Annotated in this window: 20 protein-coding genes and 1 tRNA gene; 18 read left to right on the forward strand and 3 right to left on the reverse strand. The window is 33.6% G+C overall.

Annotated features, from left to right (window positions below; all coding sequences use genetic code 11):
• Window positions 1-295 precede the first annotated feature (295 nt).
• Window positions 296-970 carry a DUF4294 domain-containing protein gene (locus tag F6464_RS12520; protein WP_225318082.1) on the reverse strand — a complete coding sequence of 225 codons (675 nt, stop codon included), beginning with the start codon at window positions 968-970 and terminating at the stop codon, window positions 296-298.
• Window positions 971-1,054: 84 nt separating this feature from the next.
• Here F6464_RS12520 and F6464_RS12525 point away from each other — a divergent pair, with 84 nt between their 5' ends.
• The 15 genes from F6464_RS12525 (at window position 1,055) to argH (ending at window position 14,172) form a co-directional block, all read left to right on the forward strand.
• Complete coding sequence (locus F6464_RS12525) at window positions 1,055-2,143, forward strand: M42 family metallopeptidase (RefSeq protein WP_151108291.1); 1,089 nt, start codon at window positions 1,055-1,057, stop codon at window positions 2,141-2,143.
• 143 nt (window positions 2,144-2,286) lie between these two features.
• A complete protein-coding gene (locus tag F6464_RS12530; RefSeq protein WP_151108292.1) occupies window positions 2,287-2,505 on the forward strand; it encodes a hypothetical protein in 219 nt (72 codons plus the stop codon).
• Window positions 2,506-2,535: 30 nt separating this feature from the next.
• A complete protein-coding gene (locus F6464_RS12535; RefSeq protein ID WP_151108293.1) occupies window positions 2,536-2,679 on the forward strand; it encodes an SsrA-binding protein in 144 nt (47 codons plus the stop codon).
• An 84-nt stretch (window positions 2,680-2,763) separates the two neighbouring features.
• Window positions 2,764-2,837 (forward strand) — tRNA-Arg (locus F6464_RS12540).
• Window positions 2,838-2,929: 92 nt separating this feature from the next.
• A complete protein-coding gene (locus F6464_RS12545; protein ID WP_151108294.1) occupies window positions 2,930-3,496 on the forward strand; it encodes a pentapeptide repeat-containing protein in 567 nt (188 codons plus the stop codon).
• Between the two features lie 371 nt (window positions 3,497-3,867).
• The gene (locus F6464_RS12550; RefSeq protein ID WP_151108295.1) at window positions 3,868-4,485 is read left to right on the forward strand and encodes a GNAT family N-acetyltransferase; all 618 of its coding nucleotides are present in this window, start codon (window positions 3,868-3,870) and stop codon (window positions 4,483-4,485) included.
• Window positions 4,486-4,526: 41 nt separating this feature from the next.
• Window positions 4,527-5,726, forward strand: coding sequence for an argininosuccinate synthase (locus F6464_RS12555; RefSeq protein WP_151108296.1), 1,200 nt, complete (start codon window positions 4,527-4,529; stop codon window positions 5,724-5,726).
• Window positions 5,719-6,696 carry an N-acetyl-gamma-glutamyl-phosphate reductase gene (gene argC, locus F6464_RS12560; protein ID WP_151108297.1) on the forward strand — a complete coding sequence of 326 codons (978 nt, stop codon included), beginning with the start codon at window positions 5,719-5,721 and terminating at the stop codon, window positions 6,694-6,696. The genes F6464_RS12555 and argC overlap by 8 nt, the downstream gene beginning before the upstream one ends.
• Before the next feature lie 77 nt (window positions 6,697-6,773).
• Complete coding sequence (locus F6464_RS12565) at window positions 6,774-7,913, forward strand: aspartate aminotransferase family protein (RefSeq protein ID WP_151108298.1); 1,140 nt, start codon at window positions 6,774-6,776, stop codon at window positions 7,911-7,913.
• A 2-nt stretch (window positions 7,914-7,915) separates the two neighbouring features.
• On the forward strand, window positions 7,916-9,112 hold the full coding sequence (locus F6464_RS12570) for a glutamate-5-semialdehyde dehydrogenase (RefSeq protein WP_151108299.1): 1,197 nt from the start codon (window positions 7,916-7,918) through the stop codon (window positions 9,110-9,112).
• A gap of 169 nt (window positions 9,113-9,281) precedes the next feature.
• Window positions 9,282-10,043 carry a glutamate 5-kinase gene (gene proB, locus F6464_RS12575; protein WP_151108300.1) on the forward strand — a complete coding sequence of 254 codons (762 nt, stop codon included), beginning with the start codon at window positions 9,282-9,284 and terminating at the stop codon, window positions 10,041-10,043.
• 2 nt (window positions 10,044-10,045) lie between these two features.
• Window positions 10,046-10,996 (forward strand): N-acetylornithine carbamoyltransferase, encoded by a 951-nt coding sequence (locus F6464_RS12580; protein ID WP_151108301.1) that lies wholly within the window; start codon window positions 10,046-10,048, stop codon window positions 10,994-10,996.
• Entirely contained in the window at window positions 10,986-11,771 is a 786-nt protein-coding gene (gene argB / locus F6464_RS12585) for an acetylglutamate kinase (RefSeq protein ID WP_151108302.1), read from the forward strand. Before F6464_RS12580 ends, argB begins: the two co-directional genes overlap by 11 nt.
• On the forward strand, window positions 11,768-12,838 hold the full coding sequence (locus F6464_RS12590; protein ID WP_151108303.1) for a M20 family metallo-hydrolase: 1,071 nt from the start codon (window positions 11,768-11,770) through the stop codon (window positions 12,836-12,838). The genes argB and F6464_RS12590 overlap by 4 nt, the downstream gene beginning before the upstream one ends.
• 53 nt (window positions 12,839-12,891) lie before the next feature.
• A complete protein-coding gene (gene argH / locus F6464_RS12595; protein ID WP_151108304.1) occupies window positions 12,892-14,172 on the forward strand; it encodes an argininosuccinate lyase in 1,281 nt (426 codons plus the stop codon).
• A gap of 120 nt (window positions 14,173-14,292) precedes the next feature.
• Here the strand turns inward: argH and F6464_RS12600 are convergent, their stop codons facing one another.
• Window positions 14,293-14,919 carry a hypothetical protein gene (locus F6464_RS12600; protein ID WP_151108305.1) on the reverse strand — a complete coding sequence of 209 codons (627 nt, stop codon included), beginning with the start codon at window positions 14,917-14,919 and terminating at the stop codon, window positions 14,293-14,295.
• Window positions 14,920-15,097: 178 nt separating this feature from the next.
• Here F6464_RS12600 and F6464_RS12605 point away from each other — a divergent pair, with 178 nt between their 5' ends.
• Window positions 15,098-16,243: a tetratricopeptide repeat protein gene (locus F6464_RS12605; protein ID WP_151108306.1), complete on the forward strand. Its 1,146-nt coding sequence runs from the start codon at window positions 15,098-15,100 to the stop codon at window positions 16,241-16,243.
• 40 nt (window positions 16,244-16,283) lie between these two features.
• Entirely contained in the window at window positions 16,284-16,610 is a 327-nt protein-coding gene (locus F6464_RS12610; protein WP_151108307.1) for a hypothetical protein, read from the forward strand.
• Window positions 16,611-16,723: 113 nt separating this feature from the next.
• Here F6464_RS12610 and ytxJ read toward each other — a convergent pair whose 3' ends face one another.
• Complete coding sequence (gene ytxJ, locus F6464_RS12615) at window positions 16,724-17,113, reverse strand: bacillithiol system redox-active protein YtxJ (RefSeq protein WP_151108308.1); 390 nt, start codon at window positions 17,111-17,113, stop codon at window positions 16,724-16,726.
• 175 nt (window positions 17,114-17,288) lie between these two features.
• Here ytxJ and clpB point away from each other — a divergent pair, with 175 nt between their 5' ends.
• Complete coding sequence (gene clpB / locus F6464_RS12620; protein WP_151108309.1) at window positions 17,289-19,892, forward strand: ATP-dependent chaperone ClpB; 2,604 nt, start codon at window positions 17,289-17,291, stop codon at window positions 19,890-19,892.
• Window positions 19,893-19,963 lie beyond the last annotated feature (71 nt).

Below are 19,963 nucleotides of genomic sequence, written 5' to 3' on the forward strand. Positions count from 1 at the left end.
TGCAAAGATAAACACTTATCTTACTTTTTTCCAAAACTTTATTAACCTTTTTTTTACTTTGTTTATAAATCGTTGGACAAGCGTGGGTTGCAACTTTTAAATTTTACTCGCAAAGGCACTAAGACGCAATGTTCATTGAAAAAACAAACAACCAAAGCTCAAAAAGTCATTCAAATGTGCTTTTGAAATCAAATGTCAATAGCCCTGATAGAAGTGGAAATCCTTTTTCTTGCTTCTTTAGCAGGAAAAAGATTGTAACGAATAGCAGGAAATAGCTCCTGATAAAAAAAGAGATTTAATTTTTCTTTAATGCTTTTTGCTCCCAAAAATCGGACAAATCATCATAACTGACTGGGTTTTTGGATTCTTGTTTGACTAACCTTCCGCTGTTGAAGGCTCTGAAGAGAATAGTTTCTATGAGATAGTCTTCGTTAACTTCGTATGGAGAATAAGGCGTTTTGAGATTTATGTCGAAAACACGCGCAGTTGTGTTTGACCAAAATGCTTTCCAGCCACTTTTATAGTCTTTTATTAATTCATAAGTTGTAATGCCTGTTTGTCTATGAATGAGTTTGACTAAAATTTGTCCTTGTTTGCGGGATAGTTTTTTTAATTGTTCGGTAAATTCATTCTCCATATAATCTTCAACAATTTTGAAGTACTTTCTTTTTTCTTTATTGGTTTTTAATTTATCCATTGTATTATCAATAGCTACTAATCGCATAGAAGCAATTCTTGCATAAGGATAGGTTTTGTAAACTCTATTGCGTAACAATAAGTACTGCTTTTTACTTTCTGGATCTAGCTTCTCTTTAAGGATTAAGATTTCTTCGAGCTGAATGGGCTCACTTAGCAAGGTGTCGTTTTCTTTTAATTGATATCCCATTTTGATAGTATCATTTTCTATTATTTGTGATTGAACTGAAATTGATACTAAAAAAAAGAATAAAAAAGAATTTATGATCTTCATAAACGAGAAAATTTAATTGATAAAATTATACATTATGTATGCAAGTGTAATGCCAAATTTATAATTTAGCAAAAAAAAATACGTATGAGTACAGAATCTATATTAAAAAAGTCTTCAATAACCTTTTTAGAAAACTATTTAAACAACGCATCGCCTACTGGCTATGAGGCTGAAGGTCAGAAATTATGGATGGAATACATAAAGCCTTATGTTGATACTTTTATAACCGACACTTATGGTACAGCCGTTGGAGTTATTAATCCTGAAGCTCCTTATAAAGTTGTCATTGAAGGCCATTCTGACGAAATTGCATGGTATGTAAACTATATTACTGATGATGGATTGGTTTATGTAATTAGAAATGGAGGTTCTGATCATCAGATTGCGCCATCGAAACGCGTAAATATTCATACTAAAAACGGAGTTGTAAAAGGCGTTTTTGGCTGGCCTGCTATACACACTAGAAATAGAGATAAAGAGGAAAACCCAAAAATTAGTAATATTTTTATTGATTTGGGATGCGAGACTAAAGAGCAAGTTGAAAAAATGGGAGTTCATGTGGGCTGTGTGATTACCTATCCTGATGAATTTATGATAATGAACGAAAATAAATTTGTTTGTCGCGCCATAGATAATCGTATGGGTGGATTTATGATTGCCGAAGTGGCTCGATTATTACATGAAAATAATATCAAACTTCCTTTTGGTTTGTACATTACCAATTCGGTACAGGAAGAAGTTGGTTTGCGTGGAGCTGAAATGATTACTCAAACTATCAAACCAAATGTTGCTATAATTACTGACGTTTGTCATGACTCTACTACTCCTATGATCGAAAAGAAAATTGAAGGAGATACAAAAATTGGGCGCGGTCCTGTTGTTACTTACGCTCCAGCGGTTCAAAATAATTTGAGAGAATTAATATTAAATACTGCTATTGAGAAAGGCATTCCTTTTCAACGATTGGCTTCTTCTAGAGTAACAGGGACAGATACTGATGCGTTTGCTTACAGTAATGGCGGAGTTGCATCGGCACTAATTTCCTTACCATTGCGTTACATGCATACAACGGTAGAAATGGTGCATCGTGATGACGTTGAAAATGTAATTAAATTGATATACGAAACACTATTGAAAATTGAAAACGAAGAAACTTTTTCCTATTTTAAATAATAATAAAAAGGACTTAAACTAATCAAAGAAGACTTTTCGAAATAGCAAAAGTTACAAACTATTACTATTTTGAAAAGTTTTTTAAACTAATAATCATCAATATTAAAGTTATCATTATTACTTTATAAAACCATAAAAATAAAATGTCTAAAGGAATTTATACAGGAATTATAGAAAAAGATGCAAACGGAAATTACTTTTGTGGAGAATTTCTTTTAGATTATCAAATGGTATCTAAAGGATTTAATTTAGGCGACAAAATCACTATTAAAACCACAATTGTTAACCCAAGCGATAAATCGTATGCTGAATACCCTAAAAAATCTAGGAATTTTGCATTGTTTAATAACAAACCCGAATAGTCCAAAAATTTATTAAAAACAAAGTATGGTATGTTTAAAATTATTGCTAAAGTAAATAAACTCCTATTACCAAGTTTTTCTAAAAAACAATTGGATTTAAGTAAAGCTACAAAATGGCAAACGGTAATTATTGGTTGGAGATATTATGTAACCACAAGAGCGTTAGACGAGTAAAAAAGGTCAAAATCTAAATTAAATTTTATTTGAATTTAGATTTGCAGAATTACCAAAATTACTTATCTTTGCACCCACAAAAAAGGCCTCGTGGCGCAACTGAATAGCGCACTTGATTACGGCTCAAGAGGTTACTGGTTTGAATCCAGTCGAGGTCACAAAACATGGTAAAAGCTCAAACAAAGGTTTGGGCTTTTCTTGTTTTAAAAAATATTATAAATCCAAATATAATAAAAAGCAGAATTTAACAATGGCTTATATACTAGATATTGAATTCAACAACATTCTATATGATAAAGATGAAGTCAATTTCAAGGAATTCGAATCCTGTACTTTTAGTCATTGTGATTTCTCTAAATGTGTCTTTCTATCGGTTACTTTTATTGATTGTGTTTTTAATAATTGCAATTTCAATTCAACTAAAATCAACTATGCAGCTTTACGATCGGTAACTTTTAATCATTGCAATATTCAAGAAGTCAATTTTGCCATGTGCGATAAATTAATTTTTGAGATTACTTTTAATCATTGTGTTCTCGATTTTTCTAAATTTTACACCTTAAAACTAAAAGGAACTTCATTTTCACATTGCAGTATTATAGCTGTCGATTTTATGAGTGCCGACTTAACAGAAACTGTTTTCGACTGCTGTGATTTGTATCGAAGTGAGTTTGATAAAGCAATTGCTAATAAAGCCAACTTTAAAACGAGTTCTAATTTTACTATAAACCCTGAAAGAACGAAATTGAAGAAAGCCATCTTTTCAATTGATAATTTAAAGGGACTTTTAACAAAATATGATATTGTCGTAAATTGAAAAAATGTTACCAATTTAAACAAAAAGTAACAATGCATTAAAAAATTGTTATAAATTAAAAAAAACAAAATTGTTTTATAAAAAATTGTAATTTTGCGGTAATGAATAAAATGATTTTACATATAACTTCTATCTCAAGGATAAACAAACACTTGGCTTCACCCGAAGTAAGGATGCTATAATTATTTATAAGTCCAAAAAAGTTTGTTACGTTTATTCATCTTTCATTTTATTATTTTGAAATTACCTTTTTTTTACTCTAAATTTTTTCAACATACTATTAAAACTATAACTCAAACATTACGTTTTAGAATAGCTTTTTTAATAATATCATATTTTACATTTTTTAACCTAAACTTCTAACTCTTGAAATGAAAATATCTATAGTTATTGCTCAAGAAGAACATAATAAATATGCACAAGAAATTTGTGACACTATAGAATCTTCTGCTTTATTAAGAGGTACTGGAATTGCTAAAAGGACTCCTGACTACATTAAAAAGAAGATTCAAAACAGAGATGCTGTTATTGCATTAGACAACGATATATTTGCTGGCTTTTGTTATATAGAAAGTTGGCAGCACGGAAAATTTGTAGCACATTCTGGATTAATTGTTCATCCTAAATATAGAAATTTAGGTTTAGCAAAAAAAATCAAGTCAAAAGTTTTTGATTATTCCTTAGAAAAATATCCAGAAGCTAAGGTATTTGGTATCACAACAGGATTGGCTGTAATGAAAATTAATTCCGATTTAGGATACAAACCTGTTCCATTTTCTGAATTGACTACTGACCCAAGTTTTTGGAAAGGATGCCAAACCTGCACCAATTATGAAATTCTTAAAAGCAAAGAAAATAAAATGTGTTTGTGTACTGGAATGCTTTACGATCCTAATGAAAAACCTAAAGATCCACCAAAACATCCCTTTAACATTAGGATTTGGAATAGATTAAAGGAAATAAAACAAGCACTTTTCTTAAAAAAATAAACTATGTGAAATTGAATATTCACGAACTTAAAAAAATTAAAATGGCAACTAAAAAAGTAGTTTTAGCATATAGTGGAGGATTAGACACTTCATACTGTTTAAAATATTTAAAAAACGAAAAAGGTTTTGAAGTTCATACTGTATTAATAAATACAGGAGGATTTGATGAAACCGAACTTAAAGCAATAGAAGATAGAGCTTACGAATTAGGAAGTGCAAAACACGCCAATTTAACTATAGTCGATAAATATTATGACAAAGCAATTAAATATTTAATTTATGGTAATGTATTAAAAAACAATACCTATCCGTTATCTGTAAGTGCAGAGCGTGTTTTTCAAGCCATTGAAGCTATTAAATATGCTAAATCTGTTGGAGCAACAGCTATTGCTCACGGAAGCACAGGAGCTGGGAACGATCAAATTCGTTTCGATTTAATTTTTCAAACCATTGCGCCAGAAATTGAAATCATTACTCCTATTAGGGATTTAAAATTGTCTCGTCAGGAAGAAGTAGATTATTTAGCTAAAAACGGAGTGCATTATTCTTGGGAAAAAGCGCAATATTCAATCAATAAAGGACTTTGGGGAACTAGCGTTGGAGGAAAAGAAACCTTGACTTCAGGAAAACCATTACCTAGCGAAGCCTATCCATCGCAATTGCAAAAAGACGGTGAAGAAAAAGTAACTTTACAATTCGAAAAAGGCGAACTAGTTGCCGTAAATGGACAAAAAGACAAACCATCTAATAATATTGTTGTTCTTGAAAAATTAGCAAATTCCTATGCTATTGGTAGAGACATTCACGTAGGTGATACCATAATCGGAATTAAAGGAAGAGTAGGATTTGAAGCCGCAGCACCATTAATTATCATCAAAGCACACCATTTGTTAGAAAAACATACACTTGGAAAATGGCAACAATACTGGAAAGAACAACTAGGAAACTGGTACGGAATGTTATTTCATGAAGGGCAGTTTTTAGACCCTGTGATGAGAAACATCGAGACTTTCCTAGAGGATACTCAAAAAACAGTAAACGGAATAGTAACAGTTTCTTTAAAACCATATCATTTCTCGTTAGACGGAATAGAATCGGATAATGATTTGATGAATACTGGCTTTGGGCAATATGGTGAAATGAACAACGCTTGGACATCAGACGATGCCAAAGGGTTTATCAAAATTTTAGGAAATGCCCAAAACATATTTTCATCTGTAAACCATTTGAGTTATGATTAATATTGGAATAATAGGAGGTTCCGGATATACCGCTGGGGAACTCATTAGAATACTAATGTTTCACCCTAATACAACTATCAATTTTGTATACAGTACTACCAATGCAGGAAAACCGCTCGCAGTAGCACATCATGATTTATTGGGAGATATTGAAATGAATTTTACAGATGTTATAAATCCCAATGTAAATGTTGTATTCTTGTGCTTGGGTCATGGTAAATCTAAATCCTTTTTAGAGCAAAATCAGTTTGCAAGTCATACCAAAATTATCGATTTAGGAAACGATTTCAGATTAACAAAAGATAAAGTTTTTGACGGAAAATCATTTGTTTACGGGTTACCCGAATTGAATAAAACCAAAATTAAAAATGCTCAGTTTATAGCCAATCCAGGCTGTTTTGCTACAGCTATTCAATTGGCTTTACTTCCGCTTGCAAAAAACGAAATGCTTACCTCAGATGTACACATTAATGCTACCACAGGAAGTACTGGTGCTGGAGTTACGCCTTCAGAAACGACTCATTTTAGCTGGAGATTAAACAATATGTCGCATTACAAAGCATTCGACCACCAGCATTTAGGAGAAATAAATCAAAGTGTCAATCAATTGCAGGCAGGTTATGAGAACGAATTAATCTTTATTCCAAATAGAGGTGATTTTGCTCGTGGAATTTTTGCTACTTTATATACAACAATCGAAGAAAGTCTTGAAGATATCGTAGCAAAATACGATGCTTATTATGCTAAGCAACCGTTTGTTACCGTTACCACAACATCAATCAACATGAAGCAAGTGGTTCAAACCAATAAATGTATAATTAGTTTAATGAAAAAAGGAAATAGGCTATTAATAACATCAATAATTGATAATTTAACCAAAGGCGCCTCAGGTCAAGCCATTCAAAACATGAATTTAATGTTTGGATTAGACGAAACTACAGGCTTACATTTAAAACCAAGTGGATTTTAAAAAAAGTTTAATAGGTGATTCGTTTATTATCTTTAAACATTTCACCAATTAAACAATTAACTGATTAAACAATAAAAATGAACTTATTTGACGTTTATCCATTATATCCAATAACACCAGTAAAAGCATTAGATTGCATCATTACTGACGAAAAAGGAATCGAATACCTAGATTTATACTCTGGTCACGGAGTGATTTCTATAGGTCACACCCAACCCGATTATGTAGCTAAAGTAAAAGCACAATTAGACAATTTGAGTTTTTACTCGAATGCCATTCAAAATCCATTGCAGGTAGAATTAGCTGAGAAATTAGGTAAATTATCTGGCTGTGAAGAATACAGTCTTTTCTTGTGTAGCTCAGGTGCTGAAGCCAATGAAAATGCTTTGAAAGTAGCTTCTTTCCACACCAACAAATCAAGAGTAGTTTCTTTTAATAATGCTTTTCACGGACGTACATCAGCAGCAGTAGCAGCGACTGACAATCCAAAGATTGTAGCTCCTATGAATGCACAACAAGTAGTTACTTTTTTGCCCTTGAACGAAATTGAATTACTAGAAAATGAATTAAAAAAAGGCGATGTAGCCTGTGTAATCATTGAACCAATACAAGGTGTAGGCGGCTTAGACATGGGCACTACCTCGTTTTTCCAAGCATTAGAAAAAGTCTGTAATTCTTATGAAGTAGTCCTGATTTTAGATGAAGTGCAATCGGGTTACGGCAGAAGCGGTAAATTTTTTGCGCACCAACATCATGGCATTAAACCCGATATTATTTGCATGGCAAAAGGAATGGGAAATGGTTTCCCTATTGGTGGAATACTAACCTCTCCCAAATTTAAAGCAAGTCACGGACTATTGGGCACTACTTTTGGAGGAAGTCACTTGGCTTGTGCTGCCGGTATTGCAGTATTAGATATTATTGAAAAAGAAAAATTGATGGATAATGCCATCGCAATTGAAAAATACTTTTTTGAAGCTATCAAAGTAATTCCAGAAATCATTAAGGTAAAAGGAAGAGGATTGATGTTAGGAGTTGAATTTGATTTTGATGTGAGTACTTTGAGAAAGAAAATGATTATTGATAAACATATTTTTACCGGAGGTTCAAGCAATAAAAATCTGTTGAGAATTCTTCCTCCTTTGACTGTGAAAAAGGAAAATATTGATACTTTCATTACCGCTTTGAAAGAATCTTTAGCAGAACTAAAATCATAAAGATGAACACAATATTATCCATAGGAAAACGAAATGCTGTTTTAAGCCGAATGTCGGAACTTCTAGAACAAGAAAGAGCCAATATTAAAACAATAAATCAACAGGATCTAAGTAATTATTCTGGAGATGATTTGGCTATGGAAAAACGGCTTTTAGTTGATGATGCTAAAATTGACGGAATGATTTTGTCAATGCAACAATTGGCAAGTCAGGAAGACCCTGTAGGAGCAGAACGATTTCATTTTATTCACGAAAATGGTTTGAAAATCATCAATAAAACTGCAGCTTTTGGTACGATAATGATTATTTACGAATCTCGGCCCGATGTAACGGTTGAGGCTGGTGGAATCGCTTTCAAATCGGGTAACAAAATCTTGCTGAAAGGCGGAAAAGAATCTTTGTTGTCCAATTTAAAAATTGTTTCACTTTGGCATCAAGCCTTAACGGATAATGAAATCGATACCAATTGGGTTGAATATTTGAACTACAACCGTGACGAAACACAAGCATTTCTTGAAAACCCAACTCAAAGAGTCGATCTAATCGTTCCACGTGGTGGCGAACAATTGATAGCTTTTACAAAAAAACACGCTACTTGTCCTGTAATTGTAAGTGGTCGTGGAAATAATTTTATTTACATAAGTAAAGAAGCTGATTTACAAAAAGCATTAAGTATTATAATTAACGGAAAAACCACTAATATAGGTGTTTGTAATGCTTTAGATAAAGTATTAATTGATACTAATTTAGAAAACTGGGAAATTTTTGCGAAAAAATTAGTTGCCGAATTACAGCAATACAAAGTGATTATTTTAGGAGATGAAGCTTTCGCCAAAGTGACTCAGGTTTCTAAAATTGAAAATGAAGAAATTTGGTATGAAGAGTTTTTAAATTATAAGATTGTTATTGGAATCGTAAATTCTGATGAAGAAGCGATTTCTAAAATTAACAAATATTGTGGAGGCCATTCTGCTTCGATTATTACATCTAATGATGCCCTAGCCCAGAAATTTATGGAGCAAGTTGATTGTGCGGCAGTTTATCAAAATGCTTCTACTCGTTTTACTGATGGCGGACAATTTGGTTTAGGTGGAGAATTAGCAATAAGTACCGACAAATTACACCAACGAGGCCCTATAGGCTTACAACATTTAGTTACAAATAAATGGTATGTTTACGGAGAAGGTCAAGTTCGATAGGAAGATTTTTGATTGTAAATTAATGATTTTTGACCTGATCATCAGCGAAATGGCAAAACATTTCAGATTGAGAAAAAATTTAGAATAGTAAATGACACTTTATGAACTTTGTGTTTTTGAAGTATTAGAATAAAAAAACTTTGTGCCCTTTGTGGTAAAAAAAAGAATTATGGCAAAAAAAAGAATATTGTTAAAAATTGGAAGTAATACCTTAACCAAGGAAACCAATCATATTTCGAGAGGTAAAATTGAAGATATTGGTATGCAAATAGCCGCTTTAAAAGACGATTATGAATTTATAATTGTAAGTTCTGGGGCAATTGCAGCAGCAAAACAATTTGTTAAGCTAGAAAGTCAAGATAAAGATGTTTTTGTGAAACAAGCCTTAGCTTCTATTGGTCAGCCTCATTTGATGCGGATTTACCATGAAAATTTTAGTGACTTAGGATTACTTATTTCGCAGTGCCTCCTCTCCTATTCTGATTTCGAAAAAGAACAATCTAAAATAAATATTGTAAACACAATAAATGTATTGGTAAAAAACAACTACATACCAATTATTAATGAGAATGATACAGTTGCAACAGATGAGATTCAATTTGGTGATAATGATAAATTAGCAGCATTAACCGCTGTTTTATTAAACGTTGATATTTTAATTATTGCCACAAATACTAACGGAATATATACAAAATCATCTATTAATAACAAAATTCCTGAAACAATTGCTCTTGTAAATGATATTCAAGTTTTAGAAAAAGAAATAGGCGATTCAAAATCTTCTCATGGTTCTGGTGGTATGCAATCTAAAATAGATTCGGCAGCAATTGCAAAAGATGCAAATATCGAAACATGGATAATTAATGGTTTGGAAGATAATTTTATTTTAAAAGCGTTAAAAAATGAGATTCCTTTTACAAAAATAATTTAAAAATGAACTACACTTCTATAAACGACATCGACAATCTTTCTCAATGGGTTAAAGATGCTCTAAAAATAAAAAAGAAACCGCTTAAAAATAAAAAACTAGGAAAAAACAAAACCTTAGGAATGTTGTTTTTCAATCCCAGTTTAAGAACTCGTTTGAGCACACAAAAAGCAGCATTAAATTTAGGAATGAATGTAATGGTCATGAATTTTACCAATGAAGGCTGGACCCTTGAATTTGAAGACGGTGCCATTATGAATAAAGGCGCTTCTGAACATATAAAAGAAGCAGCAGCTGTAATTTCGCAATATTGTGATATTATTGCCATTAGAGCATTTGCAGGATTAGCTGATAAAGAAAAAGATAATGCCGAAACGGTACTAACTGGTTTCCAAAAATACGCTACTGTACCTATTGTAAATATGGAGGGCTGTACAGGACATCCTTTACAATCGCTCGCCGATGCCATAACTATGGAAGAACACAAAACAAAGCATCGACAAAAAGTAGTACTCACTTGGGCTCCGCATCCTAGAGCATTGCCACAGGCTGTAGCCAATTCCTTTGTAGAAATGATGCAATTGCAAACCGAAATGGATTTTGTAATTACGCATCCTGAAGGCTATGAATTGAATCCAGAAATAACTAAAGATTCCAAAATAGAATACGACCAAAACAAAGCGTTCGAAAATGCCGATTTTATTTATGCTAAAAACTGGAGTAATTATAAAGAATATGGACAAATTACCAATTCCGACCCGAATTGGACCGTTTCTGCAGAGAAAATGAAACTGACTAATAATGCCAAATTTATGCACTGTTTACCAGTTCGTAGAAACATGATTGTGACTGATGAAGTTATCGATAGTGAAAATTCAATTGTAATTGAACAAGCCAATAATAGAACTTATTCGGCACAATTGGTATTGCAAAAAATACTGAAAAATGTCAAATAAAAAACCATTATCAATTATAAAAATTGGTGGAAACATCATCGATAATCCAAACGAATTGTCTCAATTCTTGGTTGATTTTTCGAACATTGAGGGGAACAAAATTCTGGTACACGGTGGCGGAAAATCAGCTACAAAAATGGCGCAAAGTATCGGTTTGACTCCTCAAATGATTGACGGACGGAGAATTACCGATAAACCAATGCTGGATGTAGTAGTAATGATTTATGCTGGTGAAATCAATAAAAATATTGTGGCGCAATTACAAGCCAACGAAACCAATGCAATGGGATTTTCGGGTGCTGATGGGAATTTGATTCAATCGACTAAAAGAAACCATCCAACCATAGATTATGGTTTTGTGGGCGATGTTCAAAAAGTGAATACAACTTTATTAGAAGTTTTAATATCTAACGGAATTGTGCCAGTATTTTGTGCTATTACCCATGATAAAAAAGGACAATTATTAAATACTAATGCTGACACTATTGCGAGCGAATTGGCAATTGCATTATCTGATTTTTTTGAAGTAACTTTAAACTATTGCTTCGAAAAAGCGGGAGTCTTAAAAAATGTTGAAGATGAAAATTCGGTAATTCAACAAATTAATTCGGACCTTTATTCTAAATTAAAAGATGAAGGCGCTATTCATTCCGGAATGATTCCTAAATTAGACAACTGTTTCAACAGTTTATCGAAAGGCGTTCAGAAAATAAAAATTGGTCATCATAGCATGTTACAAAATAAACAGGCATTGCATACAACAATAACTTTATGAAAACCATAAAAACCCTAACTCAAGAAGCCATTGCGCTTTTAAAAGCATTAATTGAAACTCCTTCCTTTTCTAGCGAAGAAGATCAAACGGCGCTTTTAATCGAAAATTGGTTTACTCAAAACAACATTCCGTTCGAAAGAGAAAATAATAATGTATGGGCTTACAATAAATATTTTAATCAATCAAAACCCACACTTTTACTCAATTCACATCACGATACAGTAAAACCAAACCAAGGATATACCAAAGACCCATTTAAAGCAATTGTTGAAGAAGGCAAATTATTCGGATTGGGAAGTAATGATGCTGGAGGTTGTTTAGTTTCGCTTATCGCCACTTTTACGCATTTTTATTCACAAGAAAATTTGCCGTACAATATTGTAATGGTTGTCTCAGCAGAAGAAGAAAGTAGTGGAAAAAATGGTTTGAACAGCGTATTAAAACATTTGCCAGAATTAGAATGTGCCATTGTTGGCGAACCTACATTGATGCAATTGGCCATAGCTGAAAAAGGATTATTGGTATTGGATATTGTTGTAAAAGGCACAGCCAGTCACGCTGCACATAACAATCCTGACAACCCAATTTACAATGCAGTGCCTATTATTGATTGGTTCAAAACCTATCAATTCGAGAAAATATCCGAAATTTTAGGCCCAGTAAAAATGACCGTAACCCAAGTTAGCGCCGGAAAACAACACAATGTAGTTCCAGCCGAATGCCATTTGGTTGTTGATATTCGTGTAAATGATTGTTACAACAATACCGAAATTTTAGAAACTGTAAGAACAAATGTAAGTGCTGTAGTAACTCCTCGTTCGATGCATTTGAATGCGTCTTCAATTCCCGTTTCACACGGATTAGTTCAAGCAGGAATCACCTTGGGAAGAACGACCTATGGCTCTCCTACCCTTTCAGATCAATCGGTACTCAGTTGCCAATCTTTAAAATTAGGGCCTGGAGAAAGCTTACGTTCACATTCGGCTGACGAATTTATTTATTTAAATGAAATCGAAGAAGGAATTGATTTATATATCAAAATACTGACTGATTTTTTCAAACAATAATTATATCGTACGGACAGCTCGCGAGCCGACCCTACATCAAAAAATAAAAAAACATGAAACTTTGGGAAAAAGGAATACCTACCGATAAGAAAATCGAACATTTCACCGTTGGAAACGATAGAGAATTGGACTTGGTTCTAGCCAAATACGATGCCTTAGGTTCTATCGCTCACGCTAAAATGTTGGGACAAATAGGCCTTTTAAACGATTCCGAAACGAATTCTTTGGTTTTAGCTTTACAAGATATTATTATCGATATTGAAAATGACAAATTCGAAATTGAAGACAGTTTTGAAGATGTGCATTCAAAAATCGAGTATTTATTGACCTTAAAATTAGGCGATGCTGGAAAGAAAATCCATACCGCTCGTTCTCGTAACGATCAAGTTTTAGTTGATGTTAATTTGTATCTTAAAGACGTTGTAACCGAATTCAAATATCAAGTCAAAACCCTATTCGATTTATTGATGGAATCGGCAGAAAAACACCAAAACGTTTTGTTGCCGGGTTATACGCATTTGCAAATCGCCATGCCTTCCTCCTTTGGAATGTGGTTTTCCGCTTATGCCGAAACCTTAATAGATGATATCACTATGTTGAATGCTGCTTTGAAAATCGTAGATCAAAATCCATTAGGTTCCGCCGCAGGTTACGGAAGCTCCTTCCCTATCAACAGAATTTTTACAACCAAAGAATTAGGTTTCGAAACTTTAAAATTCAATTCGGTTGCCGCACAAATGAGCCGTGGAAAATCAGAAAAAACAGTGGCTTTTGCTATGAGTAGTCTGGCTGCAACCTTGGCAAAATTCTCAATGGATGTTTGCTTGTATATGAGCCAGAATTTTGATTTTATTTCTTTGCCAGCACACTTAACAACAGGTTCCAGTATTATGCCACACAAGAAAAACCCCGATGTTTTTGAATTAATCCGTGGAAAATGCAACAAGATTCAAGCCTTGCCTTATGAAATCACGTTAATCACCAACAACTTGCCGAGTGGCTATCACCGTGATTTACAATTGTTGAAAGAAGGGTTGTTTCCTGCCATTCAAAACCTGAAAGCCTGTTTGGATATTGCGATTTTTTCTATCAAAGACATCAAGGTAAAAGATAATATTCTAGCCGATAAAAAATACGATTATCTGTTTACTGTTGATACTTTAAACGAAATGGTGGTTGCCGGAATGCCGTTTAGAGATGCATACAAAGTCGTTGCTGAACAACTGGAAAACGGCACTTTTAAATCGCCAAAAGAAACCAAACACACTCACGAAGGAAGTATCAACAACCTTTGTTTGGAGGAAATTAAGGAGAAAATGAGATTGGCTTTTTAACGTTTTAAAAACCAAAAAAAAACCGCAGATTCGCAGATTATGTTGATATACATAATTTGCTAATTTTCGGTTTTCTAAATAAATCTATATATTACATCATTGATAATTTACTACTGCAAATCATTTCTCTTTTAGATCAATCCAATTATTAATTAAACCAAAAATTCCTTCAGTAATTTTAATCATTTGCACACAAGCTACTTTTTTATCAAAACCATTTATTAAACTACTACCCAATTTAATTGAATGTTTTAGCGACATATTTGAAGTATCTCCAAGATTAGAAGCTCTTAAAATATTATCTGAAAAATGAACAAATCCGCTTGACTTTTCGTACGTTTCTTTCACCCAAATAAAATTTTCCATTTCAGAAATTTTCTCTTTTAGATATGAATCTGTCAATGGTTTTTTATTAGTTCCATCTTTTAATTTATTAATCGATTTTCCATTTAAAATTTCTTCAACAACTTGGTTTACGTCTAGCCTTGTTAGTCTGATTGCATAAAGCCTCAATAATGTATCTAAATGAAGCCTGACAAGAGCCATTGCAACAATATAATTATCTATTTTTGCTAGTGTGACAAAAGCATCCACCAAATTTAAACTTCTATTTAATTGTGCAATACAAAATGTATCAAAAAGGCATTTCTCTGACTCGCTCTTGAATATTTTTTCTTCATAAGAAATTATATCCCCTTCTATTTTCTCTATATTTGTCAAATATTCCGAAAGTTCTTTTTCTATCATTTATTCATTTTTTTTTGTTTAATAATATACAAGATAAATAATATATTTATATAAAAAAAATCTGCATTATTTGACAATTAAGTGTTCAAAATTTAACAAAAGTTAGTTTATTAAAATCAAACAGTTAAAGAATTTTAATCACATTGAGTAATTACTACAAATATTAAATACAATAAATATGAAAAATATATTAACCTATATCCTTTTAACCACAATACTCCTTTTTGGGAAAAGTCAAATTTCATATGGACAGACAACCATAAATATGAAAAAAGAAGGAGGAGTTTATTCCATTCCGTGTTCAGTAAATGGAATAGGGTTAAAATTCATTTTTGATACTGGTGCAAGTAATGTTTCAATATCTTTAACAGAAGCTAATTTTCTATTTAAGAATGGATATTTAACAAAGAAAGATATTATTGGTAGCGCAAATTTTCAAGACGCAACGGGTAATGTTAGTGTGGGCACGATAATAAATATTAGAAAATTAGAGTTTTCAGGTATAATTTTAAATAATGTTGAAGCACAAGTAGTTCACGAATTAAATGCGCCTTTATTATTAGGTCAATCAGCAATGGCAAAACTTGGAAAATTTCAATTTGACCCTAATAGTGGTGCACTAACATTGTTAGATAATTCTATTAAAATTATTGATTCAGGTACGAAAGAAGGAAGAGCATATTGTGATAGTGGAAATTCGAAACAAGAATTAGAGGACTATAATGGGGCTATGACAGATTATAATAAAGCTATTGATATAAATCCTAATTTCTTTAGGTGTTATTGGCTAAGAGGTGTTTTGAAATCCGTTATGGGAGACAATAACGGAGCAATTATTGATTTTACTAAATCTATTAAGTTAAACCCAGATTTTAAAATGGCTTATGTAAACAGAGGATGGTCTAAAGCAGATTTAGAAGACTTCAAAGGATCTATAATTGACTTCACTAAAGCTATTCAAGTATGGGATGGTAAAGATGACTTAGCTATAATATATTTTTCCAGAGGTTGTTCTAAAAAAGAATTAAAAGACGAGATAGGTGCTATAGCCGATTTCAACAAAGCAATTGAATTAGACCCTAATGATTTTCAAGCATATGGAAATAGAGGTCATTCGAAAATGATATTAAAGGATTACAAAGGTGCAATCGCCGATTTTGACAAACTTATTGAAATTCATCCTGAAGACGGTTTGGCTTTTTACAATAGAGGTCAAGCAAAAATGGCTCTTGGTCAAAAAGATAATGCTTGTATGGATTGGAGAAAAGCTGGAGAATTAGGTTATGAAAATGTCTTTGAGGATATTAAAGAATATTGCAATTAGAAATGTAAAATGAATAAAATAATTATACAATCTATCTAGAATGACAATAGAACAATTATATAAATTTCTCACGGAAAATTCACCTTTTAAGTTCAAAGGGAGCAGTGAAGACTTGTATTATTTTGATGCTGAATATTATTCAATAAACGAAGGGGAAAAATATAAATTTACACTTTCAAAAGTTTCTGATAGTTTCATTTTTAATGATGGAGGATTATTTCCTGTTTTCCAAAATGTTATAATTGAAACAACAGGCGAACTTAATAGTACAGTTATTCTAAATATGAACACCAACGCTTTAAAAAACGACCGATTTAGACATAATGATGCTGAAGATGGATATTTGATTTTGATACCATATAGATAAACTTTTGTCCGAATCTAAATATTTTGTATGTGACTAATATACAATTACAAGACAAACAAAAAACTTTTGGAAAGGATTATAAAAAATGTTGCGGAAATTTGTTTGTAAAAAATCTATAACTTCCCTTTCAATTCCCCAGCATCAATATCACTGTGGGAAACATCATAAACTGATTTTCCATCTTTAATCAAAAGCAATTGTGGCGATTGATGGTACACTCCAAAACGAGAAGCAATTTCATTTGAAATAGCTCTGTGTTCCAATAAATCCAAAAAATAAGCATCTACTTCATCGTCTAAATCGAACTCGTTTTCAAATTGTTTCAATACCATTCGACTTACGCTACAGCGGGTACTGTGTTTGAAAATCACTACGGGTTTTTCATTTGAAGAACTTATAATTTCATTCAACTGACCCAAATCAGTCAAGTTTATCCAATTGATTTTGCTCTTCGAATTATCTTGTTTGTCGGAACTCCCGAAAATATTTGAAAATACACTCATTTTGTCTTTTTTTAAGTCAATTTGTCTTTCACAAACACCTACTTATCAGTCATTTTGTCGTAACTTTAATGGTGGAATAAGATTTGACGATTATTTGACAAAGGTACAACAACTTAAAACTTAAACAAGCACGTTTAATAGCATATCAAACATTCAACTTTAAATTAAAAGTAAAATGAATATTAATAAATTTACCATCAAATCGCAGGAAGCCATTCAGCTTTCTCAACAATTGGCTCAGAGTTATGGACAACAACAAATAGAAAACGAACACATTTTTAAGGCGATTTTTGAAGTCGATGAAAACGTGGCTCCTTTTATTTTGAAAAAACTAAATGTAAATGTTCCGTTATTTGAACAAATATTAGACAGCACTATTCAGAGCTTTCCGAAAGTTTCTGGTGGCGAAATCATGCTTTCAAGAACGGCAAATACGATGCTTAACGAATCGGAAATCATCGCCAAAAAAATGAACGACGAGTTCGTTTCCATCGAGCATTTAATTCTGGCTATTTTTGGTTCCAAGAGCAAGGTTGCCCAAATATTAAAAGACCAAGGCGTTACCGAAAAGGGATTGAAAGCCGCTATCGACGAACTCCGAAAAGGCGAAAGAGTTACTTCAGCTTCAGCAGAGGAAACTTATAATTCCTTGAACAAATACGCCAAAAACCTCAACGAATTAGCGAAAACTGGCAAACTCGATCCTGTAATTGGTCGTGACGAAGAAATTCGTCGGGTTTTGCAAATTTTGACGCGTCGAACCAAAAATAATCCGATGCTTGTGGGTGAACCTGGAGTTGGTAAAACCGCCATTGCCGAAGGATTGGCACACCGAATTGTAGATGGCGATGTTCCCGAAAACCTGAAAGACAAAATCGTTTTTTCTCTTGACATGGGTGCACTAATTGCTGGAGCCAAATACAAAGGAGAATTCGAAGAACGACTAAAATCGGTCGTGAAAGAAGTGACCGCTGCCGAAGGTGATATTGTGTTGTTCATAGACGAAATCCACACGCTTGTTGGTGCTGGTGGTGGCGAAGGCGCGATGGATGCGGCCAATATCCTGAAACCAGCTTTGGCCCGTGGCGAATTGCGTGCCATTGGTGCAACCACATTGGACGAATACCAAAAATATTTCGAAAAAGACAAGGCACTCGAACGTCGTTTCCAAAAAATAATGATTGAGGAACCCGATACCGAAAGTGCGATTTCCATCCTTCGAGGCATCAAGGAAAAATACGAAACACACCACAAAGTACAGATAAAAGACGAAGCCATTATTGCGGCTGTCGAATTATCGCAAAGGTATATTACCAATCGATTTTTGCCAGATAAAGCAATCGATTTAATGGACGAAGCCGCATCTAAAATCCGCATGGAAATTAATTCGAAACCTGAAGAATTGGACGTTTTAGATCGAAAAATAATGCAATTGGAAATCGAGATTGAAGCCATTAAACGGGAGAAAGACGAGAGCAAACTTAAAAATCTAGGAATGGATTTGGCCAACCTAAAAGACGACCGAAACGAAATCTTTACCAAATGGAAATCAGAGAAAGATGTGGTCGATAATATACAAGCCGTAAAAACCGAAATCGAAGACTTTAAATACGAAGCCGAACGTGCCGAACGAGAAGGTGATTATGGAAAAGTTGCCGAAATTCGTTACGGAAAAATAAAAGAAGCTCAAGAACGATTGGATGCATTTCAAAAAAAACTAGCCGAAAATCAATCGGGAACTTCCTTAATCAAAGAAGAAGTGACCCGTGAAGACATTGCCGAAGTTGTAGCCAAATGGACAGGAATTCCTGTGATGAAAATGCTGCAAGGCGAGAGAGAAAAACTCTTGAAACTAGAAGACGAATTGCACAAACGCGTCGTGGGTCAAGAAGAAGCCATCGAAGCCGTGAGCGATGCCGTTCGTAGAAGTCGTGCAGGATTGCAGGATATGAAAAAACCCGTGGGAACCTTCCTTTTCTTAGGTACTACAGGAGTGGGGAAAACCGAATTGGCCAAAGCTTTAGCCGAATACCTTTTCGATGATGAAAACGCGATGACCCGAATCGACATGAGCGAATACCAAGAACGCCACAGCGTAAGCCGTTTGGTTGGTGCGCCTCCGGGATATGTGGGTTATGACGAAGGCGGACAATTGACTGAAGCAGTGCGTAGAAAACCGTATTCCGTGATTCTCTTGGACGAAATCGAAAAAGCCCATCCAGACACCTTCAACATCTTGTTGCAGGTCTTAGACGAAGGACGTTTGACAGACAACAAAGGACGTTTGGCAGATTTCAAAAACACGATTATTATTATGACTTCGAATATGGGAAGCCAGATTATTCAGGATAAATTCGACAATCTGAAAGGAAGTATCGAAGCCACCACCGAAGCCGCAAAAGTGGAAGTTTTGGGCTTGTTGAAACAAACCGTTCGCCCGGAATTCATCAATCGTATTGACGAAATCGTGATGTTCACGCCTTTGACCAATGCAAATATTGCCCAAATTGTGGGCTTGCAACTGAAATCAGTGACCAAAATGCTGGCACAACAAGGCATCACGATGGATGCCACGCCAGAAGCCATTGCCTATTTATCTGAAAAAGGGTATGATCCGCAGTTTGGTGCTCGACCCGTAAAAAGGGTAATACAAAGAGACGTTCTGAACCAATTATCAAGAGAAATCTTGGCCGGAAAAGTTACCGCGGACAGCATTATCTTGTTGGATGCTTTTGATGGAAAATTGGTGTTTAGGAACCAGAGCGAATTGGTACACTAATAAAATGCAATTATAATTTTATAAAAAACACTGATTGAAAAGCCAGTGTTTTTTTTTTTTTTCAAAAAACA

Source organism: Flavobacterium luteum, assembly GCF_008806775.1.
Taxonomy (GTDB): Bacteria; Bacteroidota; Bacteroidia; order Flavobacteriales; family Flavobacteriaceae; genus Flavobacterium; species Flavobacterium luteum.

Bases quoted from the DNA above. Each gene is read 5' to 3' on its own strand.
- F6464_RS12520 (WP_225318082.1), bottom strand. From the start codon at position 970: ATGAAGATCATAAATTCTTTTTTATTCTTTTTTTTAGTATCAATTTCA.
- F6464_RS12525 (WP_151108291.1), top strand. From the start codon at position 1,055: ATGAGTACAGAATCTATATTAAAAAAGTCTTCAATAACCTTTTTAGAA.
- F6464_RS12530 (WP_151108292.1), top strand. From the start codon at position 2,287: ATGTCTAAAGGAATTTATACAGGAATTATAGAAAAAGATGCAAACGGA.
- F6464_RS12535 (WP_151108293.1), top strand. From the start codon at position 2,536: ATGTTTAAAATTATTGCTAAAGTAAATAAACTCCTATTACCAAGTTTT.
- F6464_RS12545 (WP_151108294.1), top strand. From the start codon at position 2,930: ATGGCTTATATACTAGATATTGAATTCAACAACATTCTATATGATAAA.
- F6464_RS12550 (WP_151108295.1), top strand. From the start codon at position 3,868: ATGAAAATATCTATAGTTATTGCTCAAGAAGAACATAATAAATATGCA.
- F6464_RS12555 (WP_151108296.1), top strand. From the start codon at position 4,527: ATGGCAACTAAAAAAGTAGTTTTAGCATATAGTGGAGGATTAGACACT.
- argC (WP_151108297.1), top strand. From the start codon at position 5,719: ATGATTAATATTGGAATAATAGGAGGTTCCGGATATACCGCTGGGGAA.
- F6464_RS12565 (WP_151108298.1), top strand. From the start codon at position 6,774: ATGAACTTATTTGACGTTTATCCATTATATCCAATAACACCAGTAAAA.
- F6464_RS12570 (WP_151108299.1), top strand. From the start codon at position 7,916: ATGAACACAATATTATCCATAGGAAAACGAAATGCTGTTTTAAGCCGA.
- proB (WP_151108300.1), top strand. From the start codon at position 9,282: ATGGCAAAAAAAAGAATATTGTTAAAAATTGGAAGTAATACCTTAACC.
- F6464_RS12580 (WP_151108301.1), top strand. From the start codon at position 10,046: ATGAACTACACTTCTATAAACGACATCGACAATCTTTCTCAATGGGTT.
- argB (WP_151108302.1), top strand. From the start codon at position 10,986: ATGTCAAATAAAAAACCATTATCAATTATAAAAATTGGTGGAAACATC.
- F6464_RS12590 (WP_151108303.1), top strand. From the start codon at position 11,768: ATGAAAACCATAAAAACCCTAACTCAAGAAGCCATTGCGCTTTTAAAA.
- argH (WP_151108304.1), top strand. From the start codon at position 12,892: ATGAAACTTTGGGAAAAAGGAATACCTACCGATAAGAAAATCGAACAT.
- F6464_RS12600 (WP_151108305.1), bottom strand. From the start codon at position 14,919: ATGATAGAAAAAGAACTTTCGGAATATTTGACAAATATAGAGAAAATA.
- F6464_RS12605 (WP_151108306.1), top strand. From the start codon at position 15,098: ATGAAAAATATATTAACCTATATCCTTTTAACCACAATACTCCTTTTT.
- F6464_RS12610 (WP_151108307.1), top strand. From the start codon at position 16,284: ATGACAATAGAACAATTATATAAATTTCTCACGGAAAATTCACCTTTT.
- ytxJ (WP_151108308.1), bottom strand. From the start codon at position 17,113: ATGAGTGTATTTTCAAATATTTTCGGGAGTTCCGACAAACAAGATAAT.
- clpB (WP_151108309.1), top strand. From the start codon at position 17,289: ATGAATATTAATAAATTTACCATCAAATCGCAGGAAGCCATTCAGCTT.